Source organism: Candidatus Pantoea persica (assembly GCF_013753875.1).
Lineage (GTDB): Bacteria > Pseudomonadota > Gammaproteobacteria > Enterobacterales > Enterobacteriaceae > Pantoea > Pantoea persica.
The window spans coordinates 295297-314765 of the sequence record NZ_SMDS01000017.1 but is presented as its reverse complement, the minus strand read 5'-3'; the positions used below and the strand labels follow the sequence as shown (position 1 = coordinate 314765).

Annotated in this window: 8 protein-coding genes and 14 pseudogenes; 8 read left to right on the top strand and 14 right to left on the bottom strand. The window is 61.6% G+C overall.

Features of this window, described 5'->3' with window-relative positions:
• Positions 1 to 4 precede the first annotated feature (4 nt).
• Positions 5 to 1117, top strand: a complete 1113-nt coding sequence (cgtA, locus tag EIO60_RS08560; protein ID WP_258576501.1) for an Obg family GTPase CgtA — start codon at positions 5 to 7, stop codon at positions 1115 to 1117.
• A gap of 93 nt (positions 1118 to 1210) precedes the next feature.
• Here the strand turns inward: cgtA and EIO60_RS08555 are convergent.
• The 5 genes and pseudogenes from EIO60_RS08555 to EIO60_RS08535 form a co-directional block, all read right to left on the bottom strand.
• Positions 1211 to 1628, bottom strand: a pseudogene (locus EIO60_RS08555) (hotdog fold thioesterase).
• A 3-nt stretch (positions 1629 to 1631) separates the two neighbouring features.
• A pseudogene (gene dhbA, locus EIO60_RS08550) lies at positions 1632 to 2392 on the bottom strand (2,3-dihydro-2,3-dihydroxybenzoate dehydrogenase).
• Positions 2389 to 3055 (bottom strand): annotated as a pseudogene (locus tag EIO60_RS08545) (isochorismatase family protein). Before EIO60_RS08545 ends, dhbA begins: the two co-directional pseudogenes overlap by 4 nt.
• 17 nt (positions 3056 to 3072) lie before the next feature.
• Positions 3073 to 4629, bottom strand: a complete 1557-nt coding sequence (locus EIO60_RS08540) for a (2,3-dihydroxybenzoyl)adenylate synthase (RefSeq protein ID WP_258576554.1) — start codon at positions 4627 to 4629, stop codon at positions 3073 to 3075.
• 43 nt (positions 4630 to 4672) lie between these two features.
• Positions 4673 to 5266 (bottom strand): annotated as a pseudogene (locus EIO60_RS08535) (chorismate-binding protein); the annotation flags it as partial.
• 312 nt (positions 5267 to 5578) lie between these two features.
• Between EIO60_RS08535 and fepB the strand changes: the two are divergent.
• Positions 5579 to 6451 (top strand): annotated as a pseudogene (gene fepB / locus EIO60_RS08530) (Fe2+-enterobactin ABC transporter substrate-binding protein).
• Between the two features lie 39 nt (positions 6452 to 6490).
• Here fepB and entS read toward each other — a convergent pair.
• A pseudogene (gene entS, locus EIO60_RS08525) lies at positions 6491 to 7638 on the bottom strand (enterobactin transporter EntS).
• Between the two features lie 171 nt (positions 7639 to 7809).
• Entirely contained in the window at positions 7810 to 7932 is a 123-nt protein-coding gene (locus EIO60_RS08520) for a hypothetical protein (protein WP_258576500.1), read from the bottom strand.
• On the opposite strand from EIO60_RS08520, the pseudogene EIO60_RS08515 reads away from it, so the two are divergent.
• The 4 genes and pseudogenes from EIO60_RS08515 to EIO60_RS16685 all read left to right on the top strand — a co-directional run bounded on the left by EIO60_RS08515 (position 7903) and on the right by EIO60_RS16685 (position 9245).
• A pseudogene (locus tag EIO60_RS08515) lies at positions 7903 to 8564 on the top strand (iron chelate uptake ABC transporter family permease subunit). The gene EIO60_RS08520 and the pseudogene EIO60_RS08515 overlap by 30 nt on opposite strands.
• Positions 8565 to 8593: 29 nt before the next feature.
• Positions 8594 to 8728, top strand: a pseudogene (locus tag EIO60_RS08510) (iron-enterobactin ABC transporter permease); the annotation flags it as partial.
• Between the two features lie 34 nt (positions 8729 to 8762).
• Positions 8763 to 9107, top strand: a complete 345-nt coding sequence (locus EIO60_RS16690; RefSeq protein WP_374058159.1) for an ATP-binding cassette domain-containing protein — start codon at positions 8763 to 8765, stop codon at positions 9105 to 9107.
• Positions 9108 to 9110: 3 nt separating this feature from the next.
• Positions 9111 to 9245, top strand: a complete 135-nt coding sequence (locus EIO60_RS16685; protein ID WP_374058158.1) for a hypothetical protein — start codon at positions 9111 to 9113, stop codon at positions 9243 to 9245.
• A gap of 186 nt (positions 9246 to 9431) precedes the next feature.
• Here EIO60_RS16685 and EIO60_RS08500 read toward each other — a convergent pair.
• The 4 genes and pseudogenes from EIO60_RS08500 to EIO60_RS08485 all read right to left on the bottom strand — a co-directional run bounded on the left by EIO60_RS08500 (position 9432) and on the right by EIO60_RS08485 (position 14311).
• Positions 9432 to 12155: pseudogene (locus EIO60_RS08500) on the bottom strand (amino acid adenylation domain-containing protein).
• The gene (locus tag EIO60_RS16680; RefSeq protein WP_374058157.1) at positions 12155 to 12514 is read right to left on the bottom strand and encodes a condensation domain-containing protein; all 360 of its coding nucleotides are present in this window, start codon (positions 12512 to 12514) and stop codon (positions 12155 to 12157) included. The pseudogene EIO60_RS08500 and the gene EIO60_RS16680 overlap by 1 nt, the downstream one beginning before the upstream one ends.
• 257 nt (positions 12515 to 12771) lie before the next feature.
• A pseudogene (gene fes, locus EIO60_RS08490) lies at positions 12772 to 13914 on the bottom strand (enterochelin esterase).
• Between the two features lie 118 nt (positions 13915 to 14032).
• Positions 14033 to 14311 (bottom strand): hypothetical protein, encoded by a 279-nt coding sequence (locus EIO60_RS08485; RefSeq protein ID WP_258576499.1) that lies wholly within the window; start codon positions 14309 to 14311, stop codon positions 14033 to 14035.
• Positions 14312 to 14340: 29 nt separating this feature from the next.
• Between EIO60_RS08485 and EIO60_RS08480 the strand changes: the two are divergent.
• A pseudogene (locus EIO60_RS08480) lies at positions 14341 to 16020 on the top strand (FepA family TonB-dependent siderophore receptor); the annotation flags it as partial.
• A gap of 42 nt (positions 16021 to 16062) precedes the next feature.
• Here EIO60_RS08480 and EIO60_RS08475 read toward each other — a convergent pair.
• The 3 pseudogenes from EIO60_RS08475 to dacB form a co-directional block, all read right to left on the bottom strand.
• Positions 16063 to 16821, bottom strand: a pseudogene (locus EIO60_RS08475) (ATP-binding protein).
• Positions 16818 to 17274: pseudogene (locus tag EIO60_RS08470) on the bottom strand (winged helix-turn-helix domain-containing protein). Before EIO60_RS08470 ends, EIO60_RS08475 begins: the two co-directional pseudogenes overlap by 4 nt.
• 3 nt (positions 17275 to 17277) lie before the next feature.
• Positions 17278 to 18695, bottom strand: a pseudogene (gene dacB / locus EIO60_RS08465) (serine-type D-Ala-D-Ala carboxypeptidase).
• Between the two features lie 249 nt (positions 18696 to 18944).
• Between dacB and greA the strand changes: the two are divergent.
• Entirely contained in the window at positions 18945 to 19421 is a 477-nt protein-coding gene (gene greA / locus EIO60_RS08460) for a transcription elongation factor GreA (protein ID WP_258576498.1), read from the top strand.
• The last annotated feature ends 48 nt before the right edge of the window (positions 19422 to 19469 follow it).

Here is a 19469-nt window from a genome sequence, read left to right as displayed (position 1 = left end):
GAAAATGAAGTTTGTTGATGAAGCGAAAATTCTGGTGGTTGCCGGCGATGGCGGTAATGGCTGCGTCAGCTTCCGCCGCGAGAAGTATATTCCTAAGGGCGGCCCGGACGGCGGCGACGGCGGCGACGGCGGCGACGTCTATCTAGTTGCCGACGAAAACCTGAATACCCTGATTGACTACCGCTTCGAAAAATCCTTCCGCGCTGAACGCGGTCAGAACGGCCAGAGCCGCGACTGTACCGGCAAGCGCGGTCAGGACATTATTGTCAAGGTGCCGGTCGGCACGCGCGTGATCGATCAGGGCACCGGCGAAACGCTGGGCGATATGACGCGTCACGAGCAAAAGCTGATGGTCGCCAAAGGTGGCTGGCACGGCCTGGGCAACACCCGCTTTAAGTCGTCGGTTAACCGTACCCCGCTCCAGAAAACCATGGGCACGCCGGGCGAGAAGCGCGATTTGCAGCTTGAGCTGATGCTGCTGGCCGACGTCGGCATGCTCGGCCTGCCGAATGCCGGCAAATCGACCTTTATCCGCGCTGTATCGGCGGCCAAACCGAAGGTGGCGGACTATCCGTTTACCACCCTGGTGCCAAGCCTGGGCGTGGTGCGTATGGACAGCGAGCAGAGCTTCGTGGTGGCCGATATTCCGGGCCTGATTGAAGGCGCCGCCGATGGCGCTGGCCTCGGCATTCGCTTCCTGAAGCACCTGGAGCGCTGCCGCGTGCTGCTGCACCTGATCGACATTGCGCCAATCGACGAATCCGATCCGGTGGAAAATGCCCGCATCATTCTCGGCGAGCTGGAGAAATACAGCGACAAGCTGTTCAACAAGCCGTGCTGGCTGGTGTTCAATAAAATCGACGTGATCGGCGAAGAGGAAGCGCAGGCGCGCGCCAAAGCGGTTGCCGAGACGCTGGGCTGGGAAGGGCGGTACTACCTGATCTCGGCGGCAAGCCGGCAGGGCGTGCAGGAGCTCTGCTGGGACGTGATGAGTTTCATCAACGCCAACCCGAAAGAAGCGGAAGCAGAAGAGCAGAAACCAGAAAAAGTCGCCTTTATGTGGGACGACTACCATCGCGAAGCGATTGAAAATGCGGTGGAAGAAGATGAAGAGTAGGATGACGACTGGGAAGAAGATGACGACGAAGGCGTCGAAATCATCTACCAGCGTTAATGCCAGACAAAGGGGACAGCGAAAGCGGTCCCCTTTTTATTGGCCCAGCACCGCCACCGTCAGGCGCGACGAGCAGCAGAGCTGGCCTCGCGCATTGCGGATCTCAACCTGCCACACCTGGCTGCGCGAGCCGAGATACAGCGGGCGGCAGACACCGCGCACTTCGTCGCTGAAGTGCGGCGGTGATGGCTGGCGTTCACCTCGGTGCCCACCACGCTTTTGCCCTCGTTGGTGCAGAGGTAACTGGCAATCGATTCCATCGACTCCGCCAGCACTACCGACGCGCCGCCGTGCAGCAGGCCGAAAGGATGAGGGGTGGCGTGTCCACCGGCATCACCGCTTCCAGATAATCGTCGCCGATAGCGGTAAAGCGGATGCCGATATGCGCCACCAGCGAGTTATCGCCCATGGCGTTCAGCGCATCGAGGTCGATGTCGCGTTTCCAGATGGCCATCAATCAGGCTCCCAGCGTCGCGCCGCCGTCGACCACGATATCCTGCATCACCACGTGTCTGGCGAGATCTGACGCGAGGAACAGCACGTTATGGGCGATCTCCTGCGGTTTGGCGATCTTGTGCAGCGGGATCCCCAGTTTGTACTGTTTCGGGAAGCCGTCGATCATCTCCTGCTCGGCGGTTGACGTATGCCACAGGCTGCGCTGCATCTCGGTATCAGTGGAGCCGGGCAAGACGATATTGCAGTGCACGCCGAACGGCACCATCTCCAGGCCGACCGTCAGGCAGAGGCTGCGCAGCGCAGCCTTCGATGCGCTATAGGCGGACATGCCGATACGCGGCGCGTGCGCCGAGTTAGAGGCGATGGTGACGATCGGCGCCGGCACGCTGCTGACGGAAAACCGGCAGCGTCTGCTGGAACATATTGAAGGCGCCGCCAACTTTGACCGCCAGGCACGCCTGGAAATCCGCAAAGGCAATCTCGTCGGTGGCGCCGATACGCAGGATGCCCGCGCCGTTCACCAGCACGTCGAGGCGCGGCTGCTCCGCCAGCAGGCGCTGGCAGAGGGTGTTAAACTGCTCTGGATCGGCTACGTCCAGCGTATGGCAGGCAAAGGGGTAGTTCTGGTCGTGAAAACGCTGGTCGAAGCCCTGCACCTGCTCGCCCGCCGCATGAAAGGCGAGCGCGGTGTGGATAGCCGATGCCCTGACCGGCGCCGGTCACCCAGACGATTTTGCCGATGAAGTCGAAAGTCTGGCTCATTGCGCAGGCTCCCGTGACAGCAGCGCCCACCAGCCGTCGATGGAGGGGTTTTTCGCCAGGCTGACGAAGTCGATATCGCCGTGCACCTGACGCCAGCGCCATCATATGCTCTTCGCGGCTGAAGTCCGCCAGCGCGTCCGCCACCATAAAGGGCTAGATATTGCGCATAAAGGCGTCGGTCGCGGTGGTCAGGCAGCCGATATGGGCGTAAACGCCGGTGATAATCAGCTGATCGCGGCCCATCTCTTTCAGAGTCGACTCCAGCTGCGAGCGCACAAAGGCGCTGTAGCGCCACTTGGTCAGCACATGGTCGTTGGCGTCGGGTGCCAGCGCATCGACAATTTTCTGCTGTTCCTGATGCTTGTTCAGCCCCGGACCCCACATATCGTTGAGCAGCGCGCGATCTTCATCACTCTGCTGGTTGGGCTGGGCGGTGTAGAACACCGGAATGCCTTGCGCTTTGCAGTAGGCGCGCAGGCGAGCGATGTTCTCTACCACCTGATTGACTAGCGGGCTGTTCTCGCCCCAGAAGTTAAGGAAGTAGGCCTGCATATCGTGAATCAGCAGCGCGGCGCGCTGCGGCTCCAGCGTCCATTTCACCTTGTTGGTGGGCAGCTCAGCGGCGGCGGGCAGTGAGTATGAGGTCAGTTTTGGAATAGCCATAAAATCTCCGGAACAGGTCAGGCTTGCGCTTGTTGATCGGCAAGCTGTTGGCGCAGGCGTTTCTTGTCAACTTTGCCGACGGGCGTCAGTGGCAGTTTATCCACGCAGGTAATACGATCGGGCAGTTTATATTCGGCGACGCCCAGCTCGCGCAGATGGCGGCGCAGCGCCACCGGCTTAATCGGCTGGCGGGCGACGATAAAGGCGCAGCTCTTTTCGCCCATCAGCTCGTCATGTATCGACACCAGCGCCGCATGAATCACGTCGGGATGGCGCTGTAGCCGGTTTTCGATCTCTTCCGCTGCGATCTTCTCGCCGCCCTGCACAGTAATGTAGCCCTGCGGGTTAATCTCGATCAGATCGCCCGAGCAGTAAAAACCGTTGACGTCAAAGCTGGCCGCGTTGTGCTCCGTGCTTTTATAGTCGCCGCGGAAGGTGTAAGGACCGCGCGTCATCAGGCGGCCAACCTCGCTGCTCGGTAGCGGATCGTCGTTCTCGTCCGTCACCCAGACTTCGTCGTCCGGCGAAATCGGACGACCTTGAGTGGTGAAAATGGTGGTCTCGCCGTCGTCGAAGCGCGTGTAGTTCACCACCCCTCCGGCCATGCCGAACACCTGCTGCGGCCTGCAGCCTATTTCGCTCTGAATGCGCACCGCTAGGGTTTCTCCCAGCTTGGCGCCGCCTACCTGCATACGCTGCAGCGACGCCAGCGTCTTGTAGCTGACCCACTTATTGATCGCCTGCAGACTGAGGCTGACGGCGGGTGGTACTAGACCGGTATCGGTGACCTGATGCTTCTCAATCAGCTGGAAGCTGTGGGTGGCGCTGGGGTCTTCGGCCGGGATCACCTGACCACCGGCGTAGAAGACGCCCAGCGGGCCGGGCGAACTCATGGCGAAATTATGCGGTGCGGGCAGGGCGATCAGGTAGTGCCTGTCGGCGGTGATGGCGCAGATCTCGTCGCTGGCGCGGACGCTGTAGTAGTAATCGTTGTGGGTACGCGGGATCAGCTTGGGCGTGCTGGTGCTGCCGCCGGAAAGCTGGAAAAACGCCACTTCGTCGGTAGCGGTCGGCGTCGGCTGGAAGTCGCCTGCCGCTTCGGCCATCAGCGCCTCCAGCGTATTCTCCGCCTGGTCGCTATTGCGCAGGATCACCTGACGCAGCGCCGGCTGCGCCGAGCACAGCGCGTCGATAAAACTGTCGTCGGCAAAGAGGGCATGGCTGCGATCGGCGATCAGCAGCGCAGGCTCGATCTGCGCGGCATAGGCCTGCAGCTTGGTGCGCTGGTGGCTGAACAGAGCATAGACCGACGTGACGCCCAGCTTGAACAGCGCAAACAGGGTGACGTAGAAGTCGGCGACGTTGCCAAGCTGCACCAGCACGGTGTCGCCGTTTTTAATGCCGCGACGTTGCAGCGCCGCCGCCAGATTGTCGCTGCGTTGCGCCAGCTCGCGGTAGCTCAGCTGCAGATCGCCCTCAAGAACGGCGATGGCGTCGCTGGTTTGATGACGCGCCAGGATATCGGTCATCGGCACATCCAGCCAGTAACCTTTTTCGCGGTAACGGGCCGCCAGATCCTCTGGCTAGCGGTTATATGGGATCTACATGGTATTTCCTTTATTGCATTCCAAAAGCGCGCAGCATGGTGTCGAGCTTGACTCCGGTCTCGCGCCATTCTGATTCCGGTTGCAAATCTGCCACGATGCCCGCGCCGGCAAACAGGCGCACGCGCGCGCCGTGCACGGTGCCGCAGCGGATGGTCACTACCCATTTGCCGTTGCCTTGGTCGTCGCACCAGCCGACAATGCCGCCGAACAGCTGGCGCTCAAACGGCTCCAGCGTCTGAATCAGCTGCTGGGCGCGCTGGTGCGGAAAGCCGCTCAGGGCAGGGGTCGGATGCAGCAGGCAGGCGAGCGACAGGGCGTTTTCCCGCTCGTCGCGTGCTTCGCCGTCAATCTGCGTCGCCAGATGCCACAGCGTGGCGGTGGTGAGCAGCGACGGCGCCGCGGGCACGGAGAGCAGGCGGCTGCGCGGCTGCAGCACGTCGCGCATCGCGTCGGTCACCAGCTTGTGCTCGTGGCGATCTTTCGTGGAGCGCATCAGGGGATCGCCCGCTTCGCGATCGCGCTGCGGATCGACATCGCGCCGCGCGGAGCCGGCGAGCGGGCAGGAACTGAAGTCGCGTCCCTGCTTGCGCAGCAGTGGCGATGCTGCGCCAAGGCGATGTGAAGATAAATCTCCTTCACAGCGCGGAGAAATCCTGAAGCAGGGGATTTCCAAACGTCAACGTTTCCCCCATAATTTTCACCTATAAATGATAAGATAATTAACAATGATTATCATTTGTGTTATGGCCCTGTAACCTACGTTGATTACGCCGGAGTGTGCGGCATACTGTCCTGAAGCGCGATGCGATTAGGAGGAATTACCGGGCAAGGTTTTCTCACAAATGGTGGACCAGTGCTTATGGTTAAGCGGAGTTTCCTGGCGGCTGTCGCGCTGATTTCTGTGGCGTTGACGGCAATGACTTCTCTGGCTCGGGCCGATGACAGCTGGCCGAGCAATGTGTAAGGCGCGAACGGCAGCGTATCGTTTCAACCAGCGTCATGCTGACCGGCTCGCTGCTGGCGATCGACGCGCCGGTGATCGCCAGCGGCGCTACTGCGCCCGGCAGTCGCCTGGCCGATGAGCAGGGCTTTTTCCGTCAGTGGGGCGCGGTAGCGAAGCAGAAAGGGGTCAAACGGCTCTATATCGGCGAGTCGAGCCCCGAAGCGGTGGCGGTGGAAGCGCCCGATCTGATTATCGTCAGTGCCACAGGCAACGACTCCGCCATCAAGCTGGTGGATCAGTTCTCCACCATTGCGCCGATGCTGGTGGTGAACTATGGCGATAAAAGCTGGCAGCAGCTGGTTACGCTGCTGGGCCAGGCTGCCGGCTATGAGGCCGCGGCGGCGTGCGTCAAGGCGTTCGATGCGCAAGAGGCGGCGCTGAAAAGCAAGATCGCGCTGCCGCCGCAGCCCGTCTCGGCGATGGTGGTGAACGGCGACGGCCGCGCAGTCAACCTCTGGACCAGCGAATCGGCGCAGGGCAAGCTGCTGGAACAGCTTGGCTTTACCCTGGCCATGCCGCCTGCCGGCCTGCAGCAGCTGCACAGCATGGGGCAGAGAAAAGACATCATTCAGCTCTCCGGCGATAACGTCGCCAGCGGCCTGAACGGCAACACCTTCCTGCTGTTCGCCGCGGAGGATAAGACCGCGCAGCAGGTCATGCAGAATCCCTTCGGCAGCAGTAAAGCAGCATTAGGTTTACGCGCTGGGGGCGGAGATCTTCCGTCTCGACTACTACAGCGCCACGCATTTGCTGGCGCGTCTTGAGCAGCTATTCGTTAAGTCATGACGCCTCGTCCGCCAGCGTCGGCGCTGGTGGCTGATAGCGTCACAGCCGCGCCATCAGGATCCACATCACCATCCCCAGCAGCGCCGCGCCGAAACCGAAAAAAGCGGCGGCCTGCTGCGTCAGCAGACAGCTGCCCAGTGCGCCGATCGCGTCGCCGGTAACGTTCTGCGCCGTCCACTGGCTGTTGATGCGTCCCAGCAGCGCGTCCGGCGTCAGCGACTGGATCATGGCGTACTGCACCAGACTGTTGATAGCGCTGAAGTAGCCAAACGCCGCCAGGTAAACCAGACCAGGCGCGAACCAAGGCATCAGGCTGAACAGCCCCAGCGCCACAAAGGCGGCGATGGCGCTGGCTAGGATCAGCCTGCTGGGCTGCGGCGACTGGGCCAGCCGCCTGCTGGTCAGCGAGCCCAGCGCCGTGCCGAGCGGCACCGCGGCATACATCAGGCCCAGCTGGTCGAGGCTCACCTGCCAGTGCGGCGCCAGCGCCGGATAGAGCACGTGCACCGCGCTGGCCAGCGTCACCAGCGCGCCGGTCACCGCCGCTATGCCGACCAGCGGAGCGGCAAACATGAACTGCACGCCGCTGGCGAGCGCCCGCAGCGGATGTTCACGCGGCTGCGGCGGCGGCATCACCGACAGCCGCAGCAGGGTCAGGACGTTGAGCAGCGTGCCAAACGCGGCGAGGCCGTAGTTCCACACCGCGCCGCCGTGCTCCATCACCAGCCTGCCGATGGCAGACGAAAGTATCGAGCCGAAGCGCACCGTCAGCATGGTGATATCGCCCGCCTGCACAGCGCGGTCACGCCAAGCGCGCCGAAAAAGCCGTTCCACAGCCCCAGCAGGAAAACGGCGCTTACCGAGGGGGTCGGCAGCACGGCGTTAATCGCCAGCCCGACAAGGCCCAGCCCGCAGGTGGAACGCGCCAGCAGGATCAAACGCTTGCGCTCATAGCGATCTGCCAGCACGCCGCCGGTCAGAAAACCGACAAACATGCCGGCACCCGACAGCGTGACCGCCAGCCCCACCAGCGCAGGCGAATGGGGCAGCTGCTGGATCTGTACCGGCACGGCGACGGCCAGCATGCCGAGCGCAACGATGGAGATAAAGCGGGCGATAAAAATGGCGCGGAAAGCGGAATGCGTCTTCAACAGGCTGAGATCGATCAAATGGGAGGATTTATTCATTTCGTCGCCTTTTACTGCGGTTTTCCTCGTTATGGTTAGGGCGAATCATGGTAACATACAAAATACGAGTAATAGCGATAACAAGTATCATTATCAAATTGACGCGCTAGTTGTGTCAGTTAAATAGTTAAGGTTCGGAACGTTATGCGCCAACTCACCGCAATAGCCGCCTCAGGGATGCTGCTGTTGCTCCTGCTCCTGCTCCTGCTCCTGCTCCTGCTCCTGCTCCTGCTCCTGCTCCTGCTCCTGCTCGCGCTCAGCCTGATGCTCGGCGCAAAATTCATCCCCCTCCACGATCTCTCTCTTGCTTTAACCACTAACTGCGGCAGCGCAGACTGCATCATCGTGCGCGAAGCGCGCCTGCCGCGTACACTGTGGCCGGGCTGCGCGTTGATGCTGAGCCTGACGGGCAATCCACTCGCTGATCCCGGCATTCTTGGCGTCAACGCAGGTGCCGGCTTCGCCGTGGTGTTGGGCATTGCGTTGTTCGGCGCGGATTCGCCCGCCGACTGGCTCGGTTTCGCCTTTGGCGGTGTGCTGCTGTCGTCGCTGCTGCTGGCGCGCGCGCTCAACAGCCTGAGCATGGGCGGCGATCTGGCTACGGTGCTCGGCACGCGCGTGGCGCGCACCCAGCTGCTGGGGCTGCTGGCTATCGCTTTGCTGAGCGGTGCGGCCACCGCCGCCGTCGGCCCCATCGCCTTCGTCGGGCTGATGACGCCGCACTGGCGCGCTGGCTGCTCGGCAACGATCATCGCTGGATGCTGTCCGGCACGCTGCTGATGACGCCCTGTCTGCTGCTGGCGGCCGATATTCTCGGGCGCCTGCTGGTGCCTGGCGAGCTGCGCGTTTCGGTGGTCACTGCGCTGCTCGGCGCGCCGATGCTGATTGTGCTGGTGCGCCGCAAGCTGGGGAGAGGGCAGCTATGAGCCGAGCGATGATCCATACCCTCTGGATGCTGGCGGCGCTGCTGGACGGCCTGCTGACGGCGGGCGTGGTCTGGCTGTTTGCCTGGCGCAACGGCGTCGAAACCTTTCGGCTGATTATTATCGGCATCAGCGTGCGCGCGCTGATGCGGGCGCTAAGCTGGCTGACCTCGCCGCTGCAGGGACAGGTGCTGCTGGACAGTGAGGCGATTTCCTGCCTCTCCACTAAAGAGGTGGCGCGACGTCTCGGTCTGCTGCCGCAAAGCTCGCAGACGCCTACGGGCAAGCGAGCTGGTAGCGCGCGTCCGCTATCCGCATCAGTCGCTATTTGGCCGCTGGCGCGACGAAGACGAAGCCGCGGTGCAGCAGGCGATGCGGGCAACCGGCGTCGCCGATATCGCCGCACAGCCGGTGGATCAGCTCTCTGGCGGCCAGCGCCAGCGCGTCTGGATCGCCATGGTGCTAGCGCAGCAGACGCTGCTGCTGCACGATCTTAATCAGGCGTGCCGCTACGCCACCCACTTGATCGCCATGCGCAACGGCTAGTTTGTGGCCGAGGGCAGGCCGTCCGAGATCGTTACGCCAGCGTTGATTGAGGCGGTCTACGGCTTGCGCTGCATTATTGTCAAGGATCCGGTGGCGAAGACGCCGATGATTGTGCCGCTGGGGCGCGGCAGCAACTGAGAGGCTAGCCAAAACCTGAGTATGGATGGTGTAGGAGACAGGTGCCAAAGCGGATGGTATGGCCCGATCGCAAAGTCGCTTACGCATCCCTGCTCGCTCGACCCGCGACATCCTTGTCGCGGGACGCTTTGCTCTTCGGGCTATACCATCCGCTTTTCGAGCTAATCAGCTGCCTGTAAAAAAACGTCAGGCAAACTTTGCCAGCAATTGCTGCAACTGCGGGCCGATTTGCTCGAACATGCGCGGCGAGATAATCTCCACGTGGGCGCAGTCCAGCGGCCGCACATCAAGCTCGCCGACATAAGGCGCCCAGGCGCGTCGCGCATCCTGACCCGGCTGCTGCGTTTGGGTGGCGAGGAACAGCGTGGCACGGTCGTTGAAGCGCGCGCTGCGCGCCGTCGCCAGCAGTCAGAATGAGCTGGCGTAGTTGGCCTCAATGGCGTCGAACATCGCCTCCAGACCTTCTTCCGCCTGCTGGCGCTGCGCGGCGACAAACTGCTCGCGCTCGCGGTTCACCTCCTCTAGCACCGCCGGATCGAGCTGATTCTCGCCGCGTTTTTCATCCCAGTTCTGCGTTTCCGGTGGCTAGGTATCGAGCAGGCCGAGGAACGCCACCTCTTCGCCCGCCGCTTCCAGCCGCGCGGCGATGCCCTGCGCCAGGGTGCGGCCCAGCGAATAGCCGAGGAAGTAGTAGGGGCCGTGCGGCTGCTGCTGGCGCAGCATGGCGAGGTGCGCCTCACACACGGCGTCGAGATGCGCCGCCTGGTTGAGCGGGCCGCTGGCGTCCGGCGACTGAATGCCGACAATCGACCAGCGCGCGTCGAGATAGCGCTGCAGAACGCTGAACTGCTAGGCGAAGCCCGAGGCGGGATGGAAGCAGAACAGCGTCGGGCCGCTGCCGCGACGAAGTGGCAGCAGCGGCTCGAAGCCGGCATTTTGCGCCGCCAGCCGCATCGCCAGCAGCACGGCAAAGGCGTCCGCCAGCTGCGTCTCCAGTCCCGGACGCGGCCCGCTTCGCCCGTGCGGCTTTGGGGCAGCGGCAGGGCTTTACGATCCAGCTTGCCGTTGCTGCTCAGCGGCAGCGCGTTGAGCGCGACGATCGCCACCGGCACCATATGGGCCGGTAGCTGCGCCAGCGCGGCGTGCATGGCGTCGATCGGCTGATCCGCCACCACGTAGCCAACCAGCTGACGCGCATCGCCCTGCTGCGATCCGGCGTTGCCAAGCACCACCGCGTGAGTGACCGCTTGCAGCACGCCCAGCAGCGACGCCAGCGCATGGTCGATTTCACTCAGCTCGATACGCTGGCCGCGGATCTTCAGCTGATCGTCGCTGCGGCCCAGATACTCCACCGCGCCGTTGGCGAGCCAGCGCGCCACGTCGTCGGTGCGGTACATGCGCGTGCCGTGGCCGAAGGGATCGGCGACAAAGCGGCTGGCGGTAAGGTCGGGGCGGTCAAGGTAGCCGTGCGCCAGCTGCACCCCGGTAAGATAGAGATCGCCGGCGACGCCCGGCGGCACCGGCTGCAGGCGCGCGTCGAGGATGCGTAGCTCCATGTTCCAGACCGGGAAGCCGATCGGCACGCTGTCGCCGTCCACCGCCGCCTCGGTCGGGCCGTAGAGGTAGAGATTGTGCAGCGCGGTCTGCATCAGGGTTTCCCACTGGCGTGATAGATCGGCGGGCAGCGCTTCGCCGCTGCAGAAGACGCGGCGCAGGCTGGCGCAGCGCGCCACGGCGGCTTTGTCGTTCAGCGAGGCGATAAACGCCGCCAGCATCGAGGGCATAAAGTGGGTGGTGGTCACGCGATAGCGGGCGAAAAGCTGCTGCAGCGCGTCGGGCTCGAGGTGTGCCTCCGGCGGCGCCATCACTAACTGCGCGCCGACGATCAGTAGCCAGAAGAACTCCTACACCGAGACGTCGAAGCTGCTGGGCGTCTTCTGCAGCACCACGTCGTCGGCGTTGAGCGGATAGCTCACCTGCATCCACAGCAGGCGATTGACGATCGCCTCGCGTCCGATCAGCATCCCTTTCGGGCGGCAGGTCGAGCCGGAGGTATCGATGATATAGGCGCCGTCCTGCGGGCGCGGCGCCTGCGGCAGATCGTCAACGGCGGTGTCAGGCAGCAGCGCGTCGTAGAAGTGCGGCGCGACCGGCGAAATCGCCGCCAGGCGCGTCGCCAGCTCGCGGCTGGTCAGCAGCATCTTCGGCGCGGCATTCCCCAGCATCAGCTGCAGGCGGTCGTCGGGGTAGCCAGTGTCGAGCAGCAAATAGGCCGCGCCGACGCTGACGATGGCCTGCAGCGCCAGCGACAGAAAAACCGAGCGCGGCCAGCTGCTGCGCCAGCGCGGCAAGGGGCTGATCGGGGCTGTAGCGCACCGCCATCGGCAGCACGTTGATCACCGGGCCGGTGGCGCACAGCGCCGCAGAGTCGATGCGGCGCATAAAGATAAAGCCCGCCGCGAAATCGTTCTGCCCGCTGAGGCGCACCAGCCAGAGCGCCACCAGCGCAAAGGCGGTGTCGGCAGCACTGACGGCCATCTGCTGGGTCAGCAACTGGAACAGCGCGCGATCCAGCGAGAAGGCGTGGCGCAGCAGCGCGGTGCCGGCTCTCTGTCCGGCCAGCGGCAGCGGCGAAAGCGTTGCGGGCGGTGGCAGCTGCGCGCTCTTCTCGCGCCAGTATTCACGGTCGCGCTGTCAGGTCGGAGAGGCCTGATAGCGCTGGTACTCCTCCACCACGTTGCTGAACGGCACAAAGGGCGTCGGCTCTGGCGTTTCGTCGCGCATCGCGGCACTGTATCGGTTGTCGATGCGGCGCGTCAGGGCGGTAAAGCTGAAGCCGTCCACCACCAGGTGGTTGTAGCGCTGGTACCAGTACCAGTACCAGTACCAGTGCCGATCGCCGAGGCGCATCAGCTGGTGATGCCAGAGCGGCGCGCCGCTCGCTCGCCATATCGGCGCGCACGGGCGGCGGCGTCGGGATCGGCCTCACCGCGTAGGTCGATCACCTCCGGCAGCGAGAACGCCTGCGGCGACAACCACTGTACCGCTTCGCTTTCCTGCTCGCCGAAAGCCATATTCAGCGTATTGGCTTCCCGCATGCCCGCGACGATCGCCTCGGCGAGCCGCGCGCTGTCGATCTTGCCACGCAGTTCGACAAAGTGCGCCACCGCATAGGCGTTGGCGTGTTTCGTGAGCTGATCGGCAATCCAGATGCCGGGCTGCGCCGCCACTAGCGGCATAAGCTTCTGTTCGGTGTGTTGTGGATTCATCAGGATCTCAGACATGGTTGCTACGGTTTGCGGTAGGAAGCGCCGGGCGAATATCGCGCTAGTTCGCATTAAGCCAGGCCAGGCATTCCGCCTGCGGCTGAGGGCCAAGTACGCGCTGCCAGCCCGCAGGCTGCGCGGAGGCTGTACTGCTGCCGATCGTTCTTTAGCACGTGACAATCCTGCTGCGGATCGTCAAAGGGATTGAGTTGCATGTCGGTCTCCTGCCCCAGTCTGCCGGGCGAGATAAGCGATTTAATTTAAAGAATATGCTGCCACATTGCTTTCAGTCCGTTGAGCAGGCCGACGAGCCAGCAAAGCGCGTCGTGGCCGCCGTCGACCGGATGGAAAAGAACCTGATGCCCCGCGGCGGAGAGGTCCTGTTTAAGTTGTTGGTTTGCTTTAAAAATCAAATGCTCGCGGCGACCGGCTTCCAGGTAGAAGCGCGACGGCGCATCGCGAAAGGCGCCCTGTTTCAGCTGCTGAATCACTCTGCCGTTGGGCTGGCCGCGCTCCGGCCACCAGAACGAGCCGGAGAGGCTGACGGCGCCGCCAAAGCGCTGCAGCCAGTTGAGCACCGCATAGACGGATGACAGCCCGCCGAAGCACTGCCCGCTGACCAGAGTATCGGCGTCGCTGCTGCGATGCGGCGCCCAGCCCTGCAGCTGCGGCAGGAGTTCTTCCTGCAGCGCCAGCCAGAACTCGGGGTTGCAGGGCCGTTCACGGCTGCGGTGGTCGCGATCGATGATGTCGATCATCACGTACACCGCCGGCGGCAGTTTGCCCGCGTCAGTAAGCTGCTGCAGCGGCTAGGCGACCGGCATGCTGTTGGCCCAGAACTGGCCGTCCAGCAGCAGCGCCAGCGGACGCTCGCTTGGCTGCGCCGCGCCGGTGGCGTAGATCCACACCGAGCGGCAATTGCCAAAGCGCGCGCTCTGCCAGATATGGTGCTGCAGCGGCAGGGCGGGCGCACGGCCTTTATCTACCGCCTGCCAGATGCGCTGGTCGGGCGCGTCCGGCGGATGAAGAGGCGAGACGCGCATGCTGCGCCCGTCTGACCAGCCGCGCAGCGGGTTCAGCGCGTCGCTCTGCGCGCTAGGAAATTTCTGACTCCACCAGGCGCGTAAAGCCTGCATATCCGGCTCGTCCTCAAAGGCGGCTGGATCGCTGTCGGGCATCAGACAGTAGCTGCCGCGCCAGTTGGCGGGCAAACGGGTGCGCCAGTACCAGACGTCGGTGCCGGCGAGACGGCTGAGATAATGGGGGGCGGCATGCTGGTGGTGATCGGTGACGCCGGTAATGTTGATCCAGACGCGCCGGGTGGGCGACGTGATTTCGATGCCCTGCGGATCGCGCCAGAAGAAGGTCACGTCGCATTCGCCGTTGTCGGCGGTTTCAATCAATGGCAAGCTCTGCCACTAGGCTTCACTGTCGGTATCGTTTGTTAACCATGTCATAAATACATTATTTACTGGGCCTGATGCGCGCATTGTTGTGCAGATATTGCGAATAATGCTATTGTTAATCATTTGTATTTGTATTTGTATTTGTATTTGTATTTGTATTTGCAATGGAATGTTTCCCGCTCTTATTCAGGTTCAGGGAGCGCGCGCGTTCCATCCACCTCATTTGCCTGCGCTGCCAGGCTAATGTTCCGCGAAGGAAAGCATGGGTTCGGCTGGAACGCGTGCTTGCAAGGAAAGACTCTTTCACCGGCGCGCCCGCAGGAAACGGTATGATTTCCGCAGGCAATCCAGGAACATAAAAAATGCCTAAATTATCACGTTTGTCATTCGCCATTTTGATTGAACTCGGCCTTGCCGCGACCAGGCGTGGTGAACATCATCACCCAAAAATATGATGACAATCAGTGGCACGGTTCCTGGAACGCCTACTACAACGTGCCTGAGCACAAAGAGGAAGGCGCCACGCGCCGCACCAACTTCAGCCTAGAAGGGCCGCTGGGCGACGACGTCAGCTTCCGCCTCTACGGCAACCTGGCGAAGACGCAGGCGGACGCCTACGATATCAACGAAGGGCATGCAGCGGATCGCACCGGCACCTATGCCGGCAGCTACCCGGCGGGCCGCGAAGGCGTCATTAAAGACATTAACGCTATGTTGCGCTGGGCCTTCGCGCCGATGCAGTTCTTGGCAGGCTACAGCCGCCAGGGCAACCTCTTATGCCGGCGACACGCAGAACACCAACACCAGCGCGCTGGTGAAAAGCCTGTATGGCAAAGAGACCAACCGCCTCTATCGCCAGAACTTCTCGGTGAAGTGGACCGGCGCCTGGGATAACGGCGTCAGCACCAATACCTATGCGTGCTATGAAAATAACCGCAACTCGCGCATCAACGAAGGGCTGGCCGGCGGCACCGAAGGCATCTTCTCCAACAGCGGCTTTAATACCATTCAGCTCGACGACGTGCTGCTGCACAGCGAAGTGAGCGTGCCGTTCGACCTGCTGGTGAATCAGACCGCCACTTTCGGCGCCGAATGGGATCAGCAGCGCATGAAGGGTCCGTCGTCGACCACCCAGGCGACTTCTAACGGCTCGGTGCCGGGTATCTCCAGCACTGGCCGCAGCCCCTATTCGCAGGCGGAGATTTTCTCGCTGTTTGCGGAAGACAAAATGGAGCTGACCGACAGCACCATGCTGACGCCCAGCCTGCGTTTCGATCACCACTCTATCGTCGGCGATAACTGGAGCCCGTCGCTGAACCTGTCGCAGGGGCTGGGAGACGACTTCACGCTGAAAATGGGCATCGGCCGCGCTTATAAAGCGCCGAGCTTCTATCAGACCAACCCGAACTACCTGCTCTACAGCAACGGGCAGGGCTGCGCCGCCAGCACCGGCGCCTGCTATCTGCAGGGCAACAAGGATCTGAATGCGGAAAACAGCATCAACAAAGAGATTGAGCTGGAGTGGAAGCATGAGGAGTATCAGGCGGGTCTGACTTGGTTCCGCAACGACTACCGCAACAAGATCGAGGCGGGCTATGCGCCGACGGGCAAAGCCTCGAACGGCACCACCGACATCTATAAGTGGGAAAACGTGCCGAAGGCGGTGGTAGAAGGCCTGGAAGGTACGGTGAATATTCCGGTGACGGAGAGCATCGCGTGGAATAACAACTTCACCTATATGCTGCAAAGCAAGAATAGAGACCGGCGATCGCCTGTCGATTATTCCGGAGTATACGCTGAGCTGGCAAGCGACGCAGGATCTGTCGCTGCAGACCACCCTGACCTGGTACGGCAAGCAGGTGCCGAAGAAGTATGACTACAAAGGCAACGCGGTCACCGGCAGCGCGACCGACGAGGTCAGCCCTTACTCTGTGGTCGGCCTGAGCGGCACCGATGATGTCAACAAATACGCCAGCGTCACGGTCGGCATCGACAACCTGTTCGACAAGCGCCACTACCGTCAGGGCAACGCCCAGACCACCGGCAACGCCAATACTCATTCCTATCTGTCTGTATGGCGCGGGTGCGAACACCTACAACTAGTCAGGCTGCACCTACTACGTCAGCCTGAATACCCACGTCTGATCAGTTAAGACGTAGCGGCAGCATGCAGCGGGCGATCAGCCCGCTGCGATTGATCAGATTTAGCTCGCCATAGTGCATCTGCAGGATGCGCAGCACGATATTCAGCCCCAGTCCACTGCCGCCATAGCGCCGATCGCGCCGGCGAAACGCTTTGGTCAGCTCCTCCGCCGCATCAGGCTCAATTCCCGGCCCCTCATCCATCACGCTCAGGAAAACGGCGTCGTCGTCCGCTTCCAGCATCACAGTAATCTGGCTGCCCGGCGGGCTGTAGCGCGAGGCATTTTCCAGCAGGTTGCGCAGCAGCACCGGTTCGCCCTGGGCAGGCGCCACGTCGGCCGCCGGCCAGTGAAGCGTTTGCTGGCGCTGTCCTGCCAGCTCCTGCTGCAGCGGCTGAAGGATCGCTAGCAGCCAGCATCTCGCTTTGCGGCACGTCCTGCTGCAAGCGTATGGTTGAGTCGCGCCAGCAGCTGGTTGCTGCGCCAGGCTGGTCTGCAGCGCCCGCACGATCCAGCTAATCGCCCAGAAAGAGAGCACCAGCGTCAGGCCGACCATAACGATAGAGGGCAGCAGCAGCGACGCGATCGCCTTGCGGATCTCATTCTTGACGCGATCGTTGCGCGCTTTGGCGGAAAGGGTTTCGTTGACGAGAAAGCCGATCTGCTCGCGGCTCTCATGTCACAGCCAGAAGGCGCTCATCACCTGGCAGGTCAGCAGGATCAGCGCCAGCATGATCAGCAAGCGCTGACGCATGCTGTTCACTCGCGGTGCTCCAGGCTATAGCCGACGCCGCGCACGGTTTTGATGCGATCCTTGCCGAGCTTGCGGCGCAGATTGTGGATATACACTTTCAGCGTGTTGGATCCGGTATCGTCCTGCCAGCTGTAGAGATCCTGCTGCAGCGTTTCACTATGCACATTCTGGCCGATGCGCGTCAGTAGCGCAAACTCTTTCGGCGTCACATCGAGCGGCTGGTTCTCCAGCAGCACTTGCTGAGAAGAGAGATTCAGAGTGAGATCGCCCTGTTACAGCAGGTTGTCGCTATGGCCCTGATAACGGCGGATCAGCGCCAGCGTCAGGTCCCTGAACGCGATCGTCGAGTGCATCGCGCGCCGTCAGAGGCAGCACCGGCAGATCGCCGCCGTCGCGGTTGGCAGGCCGACTGTATTGCGCACTGTGCAGCAGCGTATCGTCCTCGACGATCAAGATTTTCATATGCTAGTTGTTCTGGTAGATATCCCGGTAAAGGCGGCTTTCAAAGCGCACCAGCGGAACGCGACGCGTGCGCTGATCCTGCGGCGGCAAGGCGTAGCCCGACAGAAACTGCACAAAGGCGACGCGCGCGCCGCTGGCAGTGGTGATAAAGCCTGCCAGGTTATAGACGCCCTGCAGCGAGCCGGTTTTCGCCGATACTTGCCGTCAACGCCCGCTTCATGCAGCGTGCCGTCATGGCCCGCCAGCGGCAGCATCGAAATATAGTCGAGCGTCGCATCGTTTTTAGCGATGTACTGCAGAACTTGCATCATGGTGTCCGGTGCGATCAGGTCATGACGCGACAGGCCCGAGCCGTCTACCTGAATGCTGTTGCCTAAATCGATATCGGCTTTCTCGCGCAGGATGCGGCGAATCGCATCCGATCCAGCGCGGAAGGTGCCCGGCGCGTTGAAGTAGTGATGGCCGATGGTGCGGAACACCATGTCGGCGGGCATATTGTCCGACTTCTTCAGCATAGTATGCAGCAGCGAATGCAGCGGTGCGGACTGCGTGGAAGCCAGCACGGTGCCTGGCGAAGTGACCTTTGTCTGATGCAGCAGATGCCCGCTGTAGTCGATATCGGCCTAGCGCAGCTCCTGCTTCAGGATCTCGCCGGCCCAGGCAGCGTCGTCTTGCATAGCGAACACCAGCGGCAGCGGCTCTGCGCGCTGGCGCATACAGCCGGTCAGCGTATAGCGGTTAAGCTCGCCCGGCACCACGTCCAGCTCGCGGTACTGTCCTTCGCCGCTGTTGAGGCCGATGTTACGTACCTGGCTGAGCATATGAGCGGGGTAGTAGGAGGCGATGCGCACAAAAGCGGTTTATCCCGGCGTGCTGGCGCTGTAGAGAGAGACGGAGAAACAGAGAAACAGTTTTTGTCGACAATCGCCGCGCCCGGCGGCGCGCTGAAGCACTGCGTCAGATCGTTCCACGGCTAGCCTGGCGCCATGTCATGGCTGGCGAACACTAAGGTGTCGATAACCAGATTGCCTCTGATATGGGTGATGCCCTGCTTCTTTAGCGCGGCGACCATGATCCTGACTGCTCAGCGTCGGATCGCCGGCAAAGCGGGCGACCAGATCGCCGTTCAGCGTGCCGTCGCTAATGGCGCCTTTGGTTTTAAAGGTGGTTTGAAAACGATAGTCGCCGCCCAGTTCAAGTAGCGCCGCCAGCGCCGTAATGACCTTCATGGTACTGGCGGGCAACGCCATCTGTTTGCCTTGATAATCAATGATCGGCGTCGCCGCCCCGATTTTCTGCATCATCAACGCCAGGTTGGCACCGTCTGGCAAGTACTGCATGTATTCATCAACGGGATCAACTGGCGCTGCTTGTGCCTGCAGCAAACAGGTTAGCCCGGTAACAAGTCGTGAAAATCGCATAATCTCATGTTAACTGGTGGGTGAAGGCGTCAATACTACGTCCCGTTGCGGTGGAAAGTAAACGATGACCAGCAGAGAACTCTGGGTTAAAATACGTATCAAAATGCAAAACCACTTTCTGGGCCGGAAGCTTTTCCGGGCCAGGATTCTTTTATTTGCAAAACGAGGGTCAGACCCTGCAGAACCAGATTTTCTGTGGACACAGGTCAGGACGCCGCCATTAAAACAGGAATAGAGCGAGGAGCTTAAATGAATCAGATTCCGATGACGTTACGGGGCGCAGAAAAGCTGCGCGAAGAGCTGAACGAACTGAAAACAGTAAGACGCCCGCGCATCATTGCCTCTATAGCTGAAGCGCGCGAGCACGGCGATCTGAAAGAGAACGCAGAGTATCATGCTGCACGCGAAGAGCAGGGCTTTTGTGAAGGCCGCATTCAGGAGATTGAAGCCAAACTTTCCAATGCTCAGGTGATCGACGTGACCATGATGCCCAACAACGGGCGCATTATTTTCGGCGCGACCGTGACCGTGCTCAATACCGAGACCGACGAAAAATCGACCTACCGTATCGTGGGCGACGATGAAGCAGATTTTAAACAGAATCTGATTTCGGTGAATTCGCCGATGGCGCGCGGTCTGGTGGGCAAAGAGGCGGACGATGTGACCGTCATCAAAACCCCAGGCGGCGACGTCGAGTATGAAATCCTGAAGGTGGAATACCTTTAATAGCTTCCTACGCTTTTAAAAGTGCGAAAGCATAATGTAAAGAATGGA